The sequence below is a fragment of the Psychrobacter sp. JCM 18901 genome (assembly GCF_000586435.1).
Taxonomy (GTDB): Bacteria; Pseudomonadota; Gammaproteobacteria; order Pseudomonadales; family Moraxellaceae; genus Psychrobacter.
This window is the reverse complement of the sequence record NZ_BAWH01000010.1, coordinates 32,942-47,478: the sequence shown is the minus strand read 5'-3', so window position 1 is coordinate 47,478 and position 14,537 is coordinate 32,942. Positions and strand designations below refer to the sequence as shown.

The 14,537-nt window shown below is 43.7% G+C and carries 7 protein-coding genes and 5 pseudogenes; 9 read left to right on the top strand and 3 right to left on the bottom strand.

The genetic code is table 11. The annotated features are described in order from the left end of the window. Positions 1-8: 8 nt before the first annotated feature. Positions 9-709 (bottom strand): annotated as a pseudogene (locus TT11_RS08845) (HAD family hydrolase). Positions 710-888: 179 nt separating this feature from the next. Then, positions 889-1,425, bottom strand: a complete 537-nt coding sequence (locus tag TT11_RS08840) for a gamma carbonic anhydrase family protein (RefSeq protein ID WP_261870088.1) — start codon at positions 1,423-1,425, stop codon at positions 889-891. 504 nt (positions 1,426-1,929) lie between these two features. Between TT11_RS08840 and carA the strand changes: the two genes are divergently transcribed. The 4 genes and pseudogenes from carA (at position 1,930) to TT11_RS08820 (ending at position 8,772) form a co-directional block, all read left to right on the top strand. Beyond that, positions 1,930-3,171, top strand: coding sequence for a glutamine-hydrolyzing carbamoyl-phosphate synthase small subunit (gene carA / locus TT11_RS08835; protein WP_261870086.1), 1,242 nt, complete (start codon positions 1,930-1,932; stop codon positions 3,169-3,171). Between the two features lie 153 nt (positions 3,172-3,324). Further along, positions 3,325-6,578, top strand: a pseudogene (gene carB / locus TT11_RS08830) (carbamoyl-phosphate synthase large subunit). A 353-nt stretch (positions 6,579-6,931) separates the two neighbouring features. Then, positions 6,932-7,407 (top strand): annotated as a pseudogene (gene greA / locus TT11_RS08825) (transcription elongation factor GreA). A gap of 471 nt (positions 7,408-7,878) precedes the next feature. Continuing rightward, entirely contained in the window at positions 7,879-8,772 is an 894-nt protein-coding gene (locus TT11_RS08820; protein WP_261870085.1) for a hypothetical protein, read from the top strand. A gap of 230 nt (positions 8,773-9,002) precedes the next feature. On the opposite strand, the gene TT11_RS08815 is transcribed toward TT11_RS08820, so the two are convergent. Next, a complete protein-coding gene (locus TT11_RS08815; RefSeq protein ID WP_261870083.1) occupies positions 9,003-9,236 on the bottom strand; it encodes a hypothetical protein in 234 nt (77 codons plus the stop codon). Positions 9,237-9,764: 528 nt separating this feature from the next. On the opposite strand from TT11_RS08815, the pseudogene TT11_RS08810 reads away from it, so the two are divergent. The 5 genes and pseudogenes from TT11_RS08810 to TT11_RS08780 all read left to right on the top strand — a co-directional run bounded on the left by TT11_RS08810 (position 9,765) and on the right by TT11_RS08780 (position 14,536). Next, a pseudogene (locus TT11_RS08810) lies at positions 9,765-11,034 on the top strand (putative DNA modification/repair radical SAM protein). 76 nt (positions 11,035-11,110) lie between these two features. Beyond that, positions 11,111-11,983 (top strand): TIGR03915 family putative DNA repair protein, encoded by an 873-nt coding sequence (locus TT11_RS08805; RefSeq protein ID WP_261870082.1) that lies wholly within the window; start codon positions 11,111-11,113, stop codon positions 11,981-11,983. A 151-nt stretch (positions 11,984-12,134) separates the two neighbouring features. Beyond that, positions 12,135-13,486 (top strand): annotated as a pseudogene (locus TT11_RS17240) (glycosyltransferase family 4 protein). 123 nt (positions 13,487-13,609) lie between these two features. Further along, positions 13,610-13,729 carry an agmatine deiminase family protein gene (locus TT11_RS08785; RefSeq protein WP_261870076.1) on the top strand — a complete coding sequence of 40 codons (120 nt, stop codon included), beginning with the start codon at positions 13,610-13,612 and terminating at the stop codon, positions 13,727-13,729. Positions 13,730-13,849: 120 nt separating this feature from the next. Further along, on the top strand, positions 13,850-14,536 hold the full coding sequence (locus tag TT11_RS08780) for an aldehyde dehydrogenase family protein (RefSeq protein WP_261870075.1): 687 nt from the start codon (positions 13,850-13,852) through the stop codon (positions 14,534-14,536). Position 14,537: the final 1 nt, after the last annotated feature.

The window sequence follows — 14,537 nt, the reverse complement described above, 5'->3', positions numbered from 1 at the left end:
TGGACAGCCTAGATCGACCAATCTTCTACTGCCCAGCGATGGGCCAAAGCATGGGCATGTAACGCGTCATCAGGTGACACGCAAACGGCCACATCAGCCATTCGAGTAACGGAATATCATTTTTAGAATCTGAATACGCGTATGTTTTTTCAAACGTGATGCCAGAGGCTTGCTGTTTATTTAGCCATTTATCTAAATGGTATATCTTGCCCGCTTGAAAGTTTGGTCTATCAGTTAGCTTACCTGTATAGCGATTGTCTTTGATCTCTAATGGCGTTGCCAATACGTTGGCTTCTTCTACACCAAAACGCTTGGCAATGGCGGATACTACAAAATCATTGGTCGCAGAAATAATCACCACATCGTGCCCTTGCTCAATGTGCTGACACAATGCTTCCATCGCTTTTGGGCGAATATGTGGCTCGATTTCGCTTTTGATATAATCTTCTCTTAGCTCATCCAGTCTATCAAGCGGAAGACTACTTAAAAACTGCGCGACGAATTCATTGTACTCTGTCGCGTCCAGCGTACCTTCAATATAGTCATTATAAAATTTCTGATTGGCAGTGCGGTACTGCGCCTCATCGACAAGGTCATGTTTTACGATATACTCACCCCAGAGATAATCGCTATCGACATCAAGTAATGTATGATCTAAATCAAATAGTGCCAGTTGTTTTTTTTGTGTTTTTGCTTGATTTGCCTGCATGGTGAGACCTTATCGTTGGTTGCGAAAAAAATATGAATTGTTTAATAAAATTGGGTAGGTTATGTATTAAGGCTGACGGTATTAATTGAATAGTGTATCAATGAAACAAATATGATCCCTATCGTCTATCTATTCAAACTTGTAGCTTGTCCGTTTAAAATCAACTCGTTTGCTTACCCTTAGTCAGGCATCGCTATTGCTGTTAAGCCTGTTTTAAATTTCTGGCAACGCTCAGCATAATGTAGCGCTGACATTTTTAGCATCGCTGCTTGCTCATCTGTTAGCGTCTTGACTACTTTTGCAGGTGCGCCCATCACTAGCGAGTTATCAGGAATAACCTGACCTTCAGTAATCAAGGCTTTTGCCCCTATCAGACAGTTTTTGCCAATTTTGACATTATTAAGTACCACAGCACCAATACCAATCAGGCTATTATCACCGACTTCACAGCCATGTAACATAGCCAGATGACCGATAGTCACGTAATTACCAATAGTCACTTTGATACCTGCATCAGTATGAATCACACTGTTTTCTTGCACATTACTATAGTCACCGATATGGATACGATCGTTGTCACCGCGTATCACTGCACCGAACCAAATATTGGCCTGATGGCCTAAATATACATCACCCATCACTTGCGCTGAGTCTGCTACCCAACCGTTAAATGGTGCGGCAAAATCAGGGGTTTTGTCTAAATACTGATAAATCATAACGACTCCTTGTCATCTTCATTATTGTTATAACAAACGATCATAAAAATTGGGTCTAGTGCTTCGCTGTCCATTGTGGCAAAGCCAACTGCGAAAATCCAGTGCTATTGATACACGCTGGATGTTGATTTTGATAAAAGAGAAAGGAGTTAATATCCGCTTAGGCTATTTTTATAGAATCAATATCTTTATAAAGACCTCATTATTAGCCATGAAATGACTATTAATCCAGTAAATCGGCTAGCTATAACCGTCTATTTTGTATATAATACGCAAAATCTGTGCCTAAGCGAGCGGACATGATGCAAGTTACCTATTCACTATCTAGTGGGTTTTGTAGTTTTCATCAATAATGTCTTCTCGCTTTTTTTGTGGAAAATTTTTGTGTATCGCCCTTTTATTGCTTCGGTTTGACACCTGTCAAACGCCGTAAATAAAAGGATACGGAGCAATTTTAGTCTAACAAAACACGATGGCACTCACCAATAACAGCGGAGGCAATCCTTGAATTCATCGGCAGAAATACAAGCAATTTTGGCACTAGCAGACGGTACAATCTTTCGCGGTGTCAGTATCGGCAGCCTAGGTCATCGTATTGGTGAAGTGGTATTTAACACAGCCATGACAGGGTATCAAGAAATCCTAACCGACCCAAGTTATGCCCGCCAGCTGGTGACTTTGACTTACCCTCACATCGGTAATACAGGCACCAATAGCGAGGACACAGAATCTGGCAATGGTCACAAAGTATGGGCAGACGGTCTTATCATCCGTGATGCCACCATGGCAACCTCTAACTTCCGTAACTCAGAGTCACTTAGCGACTATTTACAGCGTAATGAGACAGTGGCTATCGCTGAAATTGATACCCGTCAGCTAACACGTCTATTACGTGATAAAGGTGCACAGAACGGCTGTATCATGACTGCTTCAAACGGCGAGACGATCAGCGCTGCTGATGAGCAAAAAGCGATTGAGTTAGCGAAAGGCTTTGCAGGTCTAAAGGGTATGGACTTGGCAAAAGAATGCTGCACTACAGAGAACTTTGAGTGGACAGCAGGTACCTGGGATTTATCAGACACCCTACTCAACCGTGATATTCATGGTAGTCATGATAGCGGTACTGGCGGCTTCTTTAAGCAACTTGGCACTCATATCGATGCTAAATACAACGTCGTCGCTTATGACTTCGGTAGCAAAACAAACATCCTGCGCATGCTCGTCGACCGCGGTTGTCACGTAACTGTCGTGCCAGCACAGACCCCTATCGCAGACGTGCTAGCGATAAATCCAGATGGCATCTTCTTATCAAACGGCCCTGGTGATCCTGCAGCTTGTGATTACGCTATCGATGCGGTACGTCACATCATTGAACAAACTGACGTCCCAACGTTTGGCATCTGCTTAGGCCATCAGCTGATTGGTCTAGCAAGCGGCGCAAATACCATCAAAATGAAAACTGGCCATCATGGTGCCAACCATCCAGTACAAGACTTAGCGACTGGTACGGTTATGATTACCAGTCAGAACCACGGCTTTGCGGTTGATGAAGACACGTTACCTGACAACGTTAAATCTACTCATCGCTCACTGTTTGATGGTACTAACCAAGGTATCGAGTTGACCGATAAGCCTGTATTTAGCTTCCAAGGTCACCCAGAAGCCAGCCCTGGTCCACATGACTGCGCGCCATTGTTTGATAAGTTTGCGGATATGATGGCACAGTCTAAAACTGCCCAAGCGTAAACGGTTGATTATAACTACATAATAAGTAAACGCTTGAATCGCCCATAGCGGTTCAAGCGGCACTAAATAAAGCACTGCAAGTATCAAACGCCATAAGCGTTATCAAAAATAAAGATTACTCAAATTATCACCCAAACGAAGGTAGCTCTAACTATGCCAAAACGTACCGACATAAAAAGCATTCTTATCATTGGCGCAGGCCCTATCGTCATCGGCCAAGCATGTGAGTTTGACTATTCAGGCGCACAGGCGTGTAAAGCACTAAAAGAAGAAGGCTACCGCGTCATCTTGGTCAACTCAAACCCTGCGACCATCATGACTGATCCTGTCATGGCTGACGCGACCTATATCGAGCCGATTACTTGGCAAACGGTTGAGCAAATCATTGCCAAAGAACGTCCAGATGCAATCTTGCCAACGATGGGCGGACAGACGGCGCTAAACTGTGCGCTAGAGCTAGATAAGCACGGCGTATTGACCAAGTATAACTGCGAGTTAATTGGTGCGACCAAAGACTCAATCGAGATGGCAGAAGACCGCAACTTATTTGATAAAGCCATGAAGCGTATTGGCCTTGAGTGCCCTCGCGCTGAAACGGCTGAAACCATGGAAGAAGCCTTTGCGACTCAAGAAAAAAATGGGCTATCCGTGTATCATTCGTCCATCATTCACGATGGGTGGCTCAGGTGGCGGTATCGCTTATAACCGCGATGAGTTCATTGAAATCTGTGAGCGCGGTTTTGATTTGTCTCCAAACCATCAACTGCTTATCGATGAGTCACTGATTGGTTGGAAAGAATATGAGATGGAAGTGGTTCGTGACAAAAACGACAACTGCATCATCATCTGTGCCATCGAAAACTTTGACCCAATGGGTGTGCATACAGGCGACTCAATCACCGTCGCACCAGCACAAACCCTGACCGACAAAGAATACCAAATCATGCGTAATGCGTCATTAGCAGTACTGCGTGAAATCGGTGTTGAAACAGGCGGCTCAAACGTACAGTTCGGTATCAACCCTGATACCGGTCGCATGGTCGTCATCGAGATGAACCCACGCGTATCACGCTCGTCTGCCCTAGCCTCAAAAGCCACTGGCTTCCCGATTGCCAAAATCGCAGCGAAACTGGCCATTGGTTACACGCTAGATGAATTGCAAAACGACATCACTGGTGGCAAAACGCCAGCTAGCTTTGAGCCTGCGCTTGATTATGTCGTGACCAAGATACCTCGTTTTAACTTTGAAAAATTCCCACAAGCAGACAATATCTTATCGACTCAGATGAAATCAGTCGGTGAAGTGATGGCAATCGGTCGTAACTTCCAAGAGTCTATGCAAAAAGCATTGCGCGGTATGGAAACAGGTGCGGATGGTTTCGATGAGCAAATTGACTTATCAAAAGTAAGCGCCGAAAAAGCACGTAGCGAAATCATCAACCGCCTAACCATTCCAACACCTGAGCGTATCTACTACGTTGCTGATGCATTCCGCGTCGGTATGAGTGTCGATGAAGTGTTTAACTTTACCAAGATTGACCCATGGTTCTTGGTACAGATCGAAGACATCGTCAAAACAGAAGCTACCGTAAAATCACTTGGTTTTGGCGGCTTGAACGAGAAAAATCTACGTAGCTTTAAACGTAAAGGTTTGTCAGATTTGCGCTTGGCTAAATTGCTTGGCATCTCACAAAAGCAACTTCGCAAAAAGCGTTGGGATCTAAACGTTTATCCAGTCTACAAGCGTGTAGATACCTGTGCCGCAGAGTTTGCGACTAGCACGGCCTATATGTACTCGACGTACGATAGCGAATGTGAAGCGAACCCAACAGACAAAAAGAAAATCATGGTTATCGGTGGCGGCCCTAACCGTATCGGCCAAGGTATTGAGTTTGATTACTGCTGTGTACATGCAGCGCTTGCCATGCGTGAAGATGGTTACGAGACCATTATGGTCAACTGTAACCCTGAAACGGTTTCAACCGATTATGACACTTCTGACCGTCTATACTTTGAGCCAATCACGTTAGAAGACGTGTTAGAGATCGTCCGTATCGAAAATCCAGATGGCGTGATCGTACAGTTCGGTGGTCAAACGCCATTGAACTTGCTCGTGCACTAGAGTCAGCAGGCGTTAAAATCATCGGTACTAGCCAGATGCAATCGACCGTGCCGAAGATCGTGAACGCTTCCAGCACATGATTCAGCAGCTAAACCTAGTACAGCCATCAAACGCACTAGCAACCAGCTTGGAAGATGGCTTGGTTAAAGCAAAAGACGTAGGCTATCCATTGGTTGTACGTCCATCTTATGTATTAGGTGGCCGCGCGATGGAAATCGTCTATAACGAAGACGAGCTAAGACATTACCTACGTACTGCGGTACAAGCATCGAATGAAGCGCCTGTCCTACTAGATCGCTTCTTAGATGATGCTATCGAAGTCGACGTAGACTGCGTATGTGATGGTACTGATGTCGTTATCGGCGGTATCATGCAGCATATCGAACAGGCTGGCGTTCACTCAGGTGACTCAGCATGCTCACTACCACCATACTCACTGTCTAAAGAGTTATGTGACGTGATGCGCGCACAGACAGTTGCTATGGCAAAAGAGCTAGGTGTTATCGGTCTAATGAACGTACAGTTCGCGGTAAAAGGCGAAACCGTATATATCCTAGAAGTGAACCCACGTGCTGCACGTACAGTACCGTTTGTTTCTAAGTGTATCGGTACTTCGCTAGCACAGGTTGCTGCTCGCTGTATGGCTGGTACTTCGCTTAAAGATCAAGGCTTTACCACTGAGATTGTCCCGGCATTCTATGCGGTCAAAGAAGCGGTATTCCCATTCGCTAAGTTTCCAGGTGTTGACCCAATCTTGAGTCCTGAGATGAAATCAACGGGCGAAGTTATGGGCGTGGGCAAAACCTTTGGCGAAGCATTCTACAAGGCCATTATCGGTAGTAATGAGCGTCTGCCAGGTCTACCGACTGAAGGCGAGACAAAAACCGTCTTTATCTCAGTTCGTGACAGCGACAAAGCCCAAATCGCTCCGATTGCTCGTCAGCTTGCAGACTTTGGCTTTAAGATTGTCTCGACCACTGGCACGCAAAAAGTACTGAGCGACGCTGGTATCGAAAGTCAGCAAATCAACAAGGTCACTGAAGGTCGCCCGCATATCGTTGATGCCTTGAAAAACGGCAAAATCGACCTTATCATCAATACTACTGAAGGTAAGCAAGCTCAAGAGGATTCGTTCTCTATTCGCCGTAGTGCACTACAAGGCAAAGTATTCTACGTCACCACGTTAGGTGCCGCTGATGCCGTCTGCAAATCTTACGCGATTGACTTACCGTTTGATGTCTATAAGTTACAAGATTTGCATGAGCAAGCAAAGTCTATTGGCTAGTTCTATTGACTTGGCTGAATAATTTCAGTAGATTAAGCATAACCGTTAGGCTTGCCTAAAAGCTCACTCAAGTATCGTTGTTTGCTTTAAATATAGCCAACCATGCTTGAGGAACGATACCTTTACCGTGATAGACCTAAAAAGCATAGTGGCTAAATTGCGACTATGCTTTTTATTACGTAAGCTTAAGTGCGCCTATGCTTGAATTGAGATGATATACACTCATAAATGATAGCCAACTTATTCATTACATCGTCTTAATTATCACTCTTTTATATTTTATATCCATTGCAACAACACTGACACCATCTCATTATGAGGTGGTGTGGTGTTATTGGTTTAAGGAAAAAAACATGCAACGTTACCCAATGACTCCGCAAGGACACGCGCTCTAGAAGCCGAATTAAAACAGCTAAAAAGTGTCGACCGTCCACGTATCACAGCATCGATTGCTGAAGCACGCGAACACGGCGATTTGAAAGAAAACGCTGAATACCATGCTGCCCGTGAGCAACAAGGTTTTTGTGAAGCACGTATTCGTGATATCGAAGCCAAACTTGGTGGCGCTCAAATTATCGATCCTTCGACACTGCCAAAAGAAGGTCGTATCGTATTTGGTGTCAGCGTCGTGATTGAAAACATGGACACTGAAGAAGAAAAACAATACAAAATCGTTGGCGATGATGAGGCTGACTTTAAAGCTGGCAAAATCTCAGTCAACTCACCAATTGCTCGTGGTCTGATTGGTAAGTTCGAAGGCGATGAAGTACGCATCGAAACGCCTAAGGGTGTGGTTGAATATGAAGTCATGAAAGTTATCTACGACTAATAGCCACACTGCGTTCTAATCTAGAGCTTTGATACTCTCCATTGTAGATAGTTTGAAAAATGACTTTTAGATAATAGTCTTTATGACAATGATTGTGACTAGCGACTTAGTTATGCGACTCCATAGATGAAAGCCGTACTACACATAAATAGCATTTATACCATTTCGGTTACACAATGCTGCTTTTATCCCTGATTTGTTTTGGCGCATAATTATTTGAGTTTAAGGACACGACAGCTTTAGTATTCAGTCTATTCAGTAAGAAATAGTTAGGATTGAATAGATTTTATATAAGTTAGCACTGCTGCGCTTTTACTAAAAATAATGATGGTCTGATCGCACGCATAGGCTAATATCAGCACTACTACCTCGTTATTTGGCATATTTTTCGGTGTCATTTGGCGGGGGTTTTGTTTATCTAAGCATTCTTTTTTTGTTGTATTACTTACTATTATTTTTGAGGAGTCCTTTATGATTACGAACGATGGTTTTCAAGCGTCAACTGCTGAAGCAACTATGGCAAAAAATGCAGCTATGTCTGCATTGCTAGTAGGTATCGTGTTGGCCGCATCATCGGCCAATGCTGCCCCTGAGATTGCTATTAGCTCCTCTGCGAGCGGTAGCACCACGGTGGTCGAGCAATACTCTGATGGCAAAACTGCTACGATTACGGCGACGCCAAACGGTATCACCATGCAAGACGGCATGCCGTACGCGGTAACTCAGGTGACCACTGTACCACGCTACGTCGTGCGTCAGTCTCCTGTTGTCCAAGGTATGACGACCGTTACTAGCGTACCGGTGATTAACTCTATTACCAATAAAGTCACTAAAGTAGATGTGATTACCACGCCTGCCAGCAGCGTGACGCAAGTACTACCTGTCGCAACCAACGTCACCCCGCCAGTGATTATGCAGCAGCCAGTGACCAATCAAGTAACGACCACGACGACAACTTTGGATACGTTGCAACTGACTCCTACCTTTAGTACGCCTGGCGTGGTCAATGCAAATACCAAAGTCATGAAAATTCTAAAAAATGCTGATGGACGTGAAGTTGCGGTGCCTGCCAACCATATTGCCCCAGGCGATGTCATTGAGTATCACACCACATACACCAACACCACGGCACAGCCAGTTAATGACATCAATGCTATGGTTTCATTGCCAAGCGGCGTGCAGCTGGTATCGTTAAATAGCCCACTACCAACGTTTGCCACCACTGGCGGCGACACCTATCAAACCATTCAGCAGGTTGGCAATACGGTGGTTGTCCAAGAAAACTACTCTGGTCTAAAATGGAACTTGGTGAACTTTGACGCCAATGCGGCCAAGACTGTCGTCATACGTGCCAAGGTTCAATAAACATTAAACTGTCGCATACTATTATTTAACGGTTATCGGCATATGTAAAAGGTCTTGTGGACTAAGTATTTAGTCCATAAGACCTTTTTTTGTGTCGGCGGCTTGGTTTTGAGTGTGGTAAAGCACTTCTTTAAGCTTAGGATATAAATGCTTGATGCAGTGGCAGAAATAGCTGAGCTTTTAGAGAAGATCATTTTTCTTTATACAGAATAGGCCGATTAATTAGATTATTAAGTTTTGTCATAAAAAAAGATAAAACCAAAACCAAAGATTGACGTAGTGAGCACTCTTATCATGTTTTGATTGAACATTAGGTTTTTGGTATCTTCGTAAGTTATTTGCAGATCCTCATCTGATCCTCTAATGTCTAAGCTGACTAATTGCGGTAAATTATTCGATACGCCTAAAAAAATTGGGCTGATAGTACCAACCAACTCTTGCGTACTTGCCAAGCCTAGGTTCAAGGTATGTAGGACCCATACATGACCCAGTATTAATAAAGCCAAATACATTATAGCTACAGCCGTAAAGCGTTATTTGTTTAGGATTTTCGATAGATTGCAAGGCTATACTAAATCCCGTATCAGTGATAATGCCTTCACTGTATTGTAGCTCTGACTCCTGCGGAAAATCTCTACCCTGCCATTCCAAAAAAAATTGAGTGCAATGAAAAAAAGATATAAACGAGACATTTAGAAACGTATCGAACTTTTGAGACGCTGATTTTTCTTTAAATTTTTTGAGCATAAAATTTCTCTAAAAGACCCTTTTATGGAATGTTTGAAAGAATCTATATTCGCACTTAAAAGATAGATATATTAAGCTACAGAGTTTAGCCTTTAAATAAACCTCAAACTACTGTTTACTATATTAGACACGAATCATACGACACTATTTGTCGTGTTGTTTTTGGGATTCTCCTATAAATACAATGACTTAGCGATAATTTTGGTAAAATAGTCTTTCATCAATTAATTGGTAAAACGCGACTTATGGCAAACATCAATTATGAAAGATTACAGGGCAAACTCAATATTTTGGCTGATGCTGCCAAGTATGATGTTTCCTGCTCATCCTCCGCTGGTACTCGAAAAAAACCAAGGCGGCGGACTAGGCGATGCCTCAGCAACGGGTATCTGTCACAGCTATACCGAAGATGGTCGCTGCGTCAGCCTATTAAAGATTCTTTTGACCAATCACTGCATTTACGACTGTGCTTATTGCACCTCACGTAAAAGCAATGACACGCCGCGTGCTGCGTTCAGTGTCGAAGAAGTCGTCGACTTAACCATGCAGTTTTATCGCCGTAACTATATCGAAGGGCTATTTCTTAGCTCTGGTATCTTTAAAAGTGGCGATTATACGATGGAGCGACTGGTCGAAGTTGCCAAACTCTTACGTACGCGTGAGCGCTTTAATGGTTACATCCATCTAAAGACCATTCCAGGTGCGTCAAAAGAGCTGCTGCTAGAAGCAGGATTATATGCGGATCGTTTGAGCGTCAATATCGAGATTCCGACCAAATCAGGGTTGGCTTTGCTTGCGCCAGAGAAATCACATGACCAATTAAAAGCACCGATGGAAACGGTAAAAGAAGAAATCATCACCATTCGTGAAAGCCGTGAGACTCACAAGAAAGCGCCTAAGTTCACGCCAGCAGGTCAGACCAGCCAAATGATCGTTGGTGCGAGTAACGAGACTGACTTGCAAGTGATTCAACTATCGAGTCACTTCTACAAAACGTATGATCTCAAGCGGGTCTATTACTCAGGTTATGTACCTATGCTCTCTGATAATCGCTTGCCTGCGATTGGAACGCCTGTACCGATGGTACGGGAGAATCGTCTGTATCAGGCAGATTGGTTAATGCGCTTTTATGGTTTTGGTGCGCATGAGATTGTGGAGCCGGAGTCACCATTCTTAGATTTAGACTGCGACCCAAAGCTTGCTTGGGCAATACGCCATCGTGAGCATTTCCCAGTCAATATCCAGACAGCGACTTATGAAATGATAGTGCGTATCCCAGGTATCGGTACAAAGACTGCCAAGAAAATCGTCAAAGCACGTAAGTTCAATCAATTAACGCTATACCATCTAAAAAAGATGGGCGCTGCGGTCAATCGTGCTAAATACTTCATCGCAACCACTGGCAAAAACGAACACCTTGCACATCTAACGCGCGATAATTTTCGTCAGTATGTATTGGCTCAAACGCAGACCAAGTTTAACGATCAACGTACTGGGCAGTTGGCTTTATTTTAAAATGGCTCTAGATAGCACGTGTTAAAAAAACCTGCTATCTCGCTACTGTATTTATGATAGAAATGTAGGATAAAACATGTCAGCACTTATGCAAAATGACTCTTACGCTGTCGGTCAATTGACACCTAGCATTGTACTGTATGAGCCTAGCTTTGAAGGGTGGCTGAGTGCTGTGTTTTATGTCTATGCCAATCGTCTACAAAACGATATGTCACTGAAGCTAACCGCGCAAGATTGCTATGTGCCCTCACTCATCGCTCAGGCGACTAGCGTGGCAACTGATGAGGATAAAGCCGAGCGTGTGTTGGTCAAATTAAATACCCTATTAGGTCGCTCAGGCATGCGAAATATCTTATGGGGATTTTTATCCGAAAAGGACGATATCGGTACGACTTTGTTCCGCGTGGTCAAATATGCCATCGACTACCCTAACCGTCAAATCATGCAGGATTTGGGTAATTTAGATGTTCTCGAGTTAGTCCAGACAGTCAAATCGGTTGGCCGTGAGAAACATCGTATGGAGGCATTTGTACGTTTTGAGCATACCACTGATGATATTTATTTTGCACGTGTAGAGCCTGATTTTAATGTACTGCCACTCATCGGAGAGCACTTTCGGCAGCGTTATCAGGATCAACATTGGGCAATCTATGATCTGACTCGGGGCTACGGTATCTATTATGATAAAAGTAATAGCACGCCATCACGTCCAGCAAAGCTGCAAACCATTACTGATCTCGATGATGCGGTACTACGCAATCCTGCCAGCATCCATAGTCCTGATGAGCAACGCTATCAAAAGTTCTGGCAAGGTTACTTTACCAACGTTAATATCAAAGAGCGCAAAAATCCTAAGCTGCATAAACAATATCTCCCGCAGCGCTACTGGAAATACTTGAGTGAAAAACAAGTACTGCCCAATGCTGAGCATTTACAGAAACGACGCTAACGGCTTCTGGTGTTTTTTTAATCCACATCTTACACTCATATAGTCTAAAAACCCCCTATCTGACTTCATCTTTTTATCTTGATGGTTGAGTTTTAATCGCTTTTAACTGACAATAGCAAATTGATATTACTAACCGGTGACCAACGCTATTATGAAAGTTATGCGCTTACTGTCGTCTCTAAAGCATGATGAATCCGAGCGCGGTATTTTTCATCTTGGGCGAGCATTGGTCAAAAATGAGCATACCTCTATCATTGTCTCTAGTGCCGATGAAGACAATGACTTGGTTAGACGTCTCAAACGTGATGGCAATATTTACCATCAGCTACATGTGAATAAAAAGTCTTGGCTATCGCTATTGCAAGTCTCTGCCCTACGGCATTTGATAGAAAAATACGAACCTGATGTCATTCATGTACATTCGCGTACCCCTGCATGGATATTGCATTTGGCACTGCGCCGCGCACGTGTCAGACGTTTTCCCAAACTGGTCTCGACCATGTATGGGTTTTATCCTATCAATAAATACTCTCAAGCCCTACTCAATGTTGATACGATAATTACCGTATCTGATAGTGTCACTCAATACTTAAAAAAAGGACTGCGCATCGAAGACGTAGATCCTAAGGTCATCACGCGTATCTATCGTGGTATCGACACTCGGCGCTACCCTTATCGTCATAATCCTTCGGTCTATTGGTTACGTCATACCTTTGCTGAATACCCTGAGCTTGAGCACAAAAAAATGGCTCGTATTCCCAACCGTCATCGGTAACGAGTATGGGCAAGAATGGCTGATAGATATTTTGGGTAACCTGCAAGAGCAGTTCCCCAATATTCACGTCATTATTATGGATGAAGACTATAAAGACGGTGATGTCGCTCATGAAGATTTTCGCCAACGTACCAACAGCTTGGGACTGGCGGAGCGCATTACCTATGTGGGCAGCAAACGTAACGATATGCGAGAATGGCTATCGGCGGCCAATATTGTCATGGCACTTGCCAATGAACCCGAGTCAATCGGTATCAATGCCCTACAAGCCATACATCTAGGTACGCCAGTCATTGGCTGGGATCAAGCTGCCTTTAGCGAAATTTTACAACCACTCTACCGCAAGGACTGGTAAAAAAAAGTACAATGCCAATGCGCTTTGTAAAGCCGTTAGAAATCAGCTAGAAAGTGTGACGCGTCCTGAAATGACCAACAAATTCACCATGCGTGAGATGATTGAAAAAACGCTTGAAGTATATCAAAGCTTACATGATGCGGCGCTTGCCGAAGAACAAGCCGAAGCAGATGCTATCGCAGTTCGACGGATCAAACGCAGTCTGAAAAAAGCGTCTAAACCTGCCCTTAACGTCGCTGTGAAAAATATTGAGCCTGTTGCTAAAAATCCAAAAATAAAGCTAACCAAAGAAAAATCGAAGACAACGGATAATGTAGATACGACAGAAACAACTGAAGACAATCAACACTGTAAACACTCATCAATCTCATGATGCCAAACCTCGCCTAACGGGTGATGTTTGTATCGCCTCCTATGCCAATTTTTTTGATTTGTAATGACGCGGTCATCGTACCGCAATATGATGATATAAATGATGCACTCGCCATCGAGCAGCTTGAAAAAAATCTTTCCGCAGCATCAAGTAGTGGGAGTACGCACAAAAGAGATTGTCTATGGCGGCGGTAATATTCATTGTATTACCCAGCAACAACCTGTAACCAAAGCGTCACTCTAAAACACGCCGCTTGGTATAGAGTGAACCATAATAAATCGCACTTATTAGCAACTGAAAGTATAAGCATAAACCCAAAAATGGATTTTAAACCCAAAAACACGCTAAAAATAAGGAAAAAGTATGAGCGATTATCAAATCAACAATCCAGCCACTGGCGAACTAGAAGCCACTTACCCTACCGCCACTGAACAAGATATCCAACAAGTCATTGAGCAGGCTGACAACGCCTATCAAGACTGGCGTAAAGTGCCATTAAATGAGCGCAGTGCATTACTGCATAAAATCGCTGATATCTATCTTGAGCGTCAAGACGAGCTATCACGTATCGTGGCGGGTGAGATGGGTAAACCCGTTGCACAAGCCAAGGGTGAAATCGGTCTGGTCGCTGAGATCTATCGTTACTATGCAGACAATGCTGAGCAGCTACTCGCGCCGAATACCATTGACGTTGACTTAGGATCAGCTTCGGTAGAAAAACGTCCTGTTGGCGTTCTACTCGGTATCATGCCGTGGAATTATCCGCATTATCAAGTGGCACGTTTTGTCGCGCCAAACTTTATGGCAGGTAATACAATTATTCTAAAACACGCACCGCAGTGTCCAAATACAGCAGAAGTTATCGTCGATATCTTTAAAGATGCAGGCGTACCTGAAGGTGTTTATAACAATATCTTTGCAACCAATGAGCAATCAGCGACCATTATCAATGACACACGCGTACAAGGTGTCTCGCTAACAGGTTCTGAACGCGCTGGACAAGCCGTTGCAAAAGAAGCTGGCGGCGCACTCAAAAAAAAGTCGTTTTAGA

Bases quoted from the DNA above. Each gene is read 5' to 3' on its own strand.
- TT11_RS08840 (WP_261870088.1), bottom strand. From the start codon at position 1,425: ATGATTTATCAGTATTTAGACAAAACCCCTGATTTTGCCGCACCATTT.
- TT11_RS08820 (WP_261870085.1), top strand. From the start codon at position 7,879: ATGATTACGAACGATGGTTTTCAAGCGTCAACTGCTGAAGCAACTATG.
- TT11_RS08805 (WP_261870082.1), top strand. From the start codon at position 11,111: ATGTCAGCACTTATGCAAAATGACTCTTACGCTGTCGGTCAATTGACA.
- TT11_RS08780 (WP_261870075.1), top strand. From the start codon at position 13,850: ATGAGCGATTATCAAATCAACAATCCAGCCACTGGCGAACTAGAAGCC.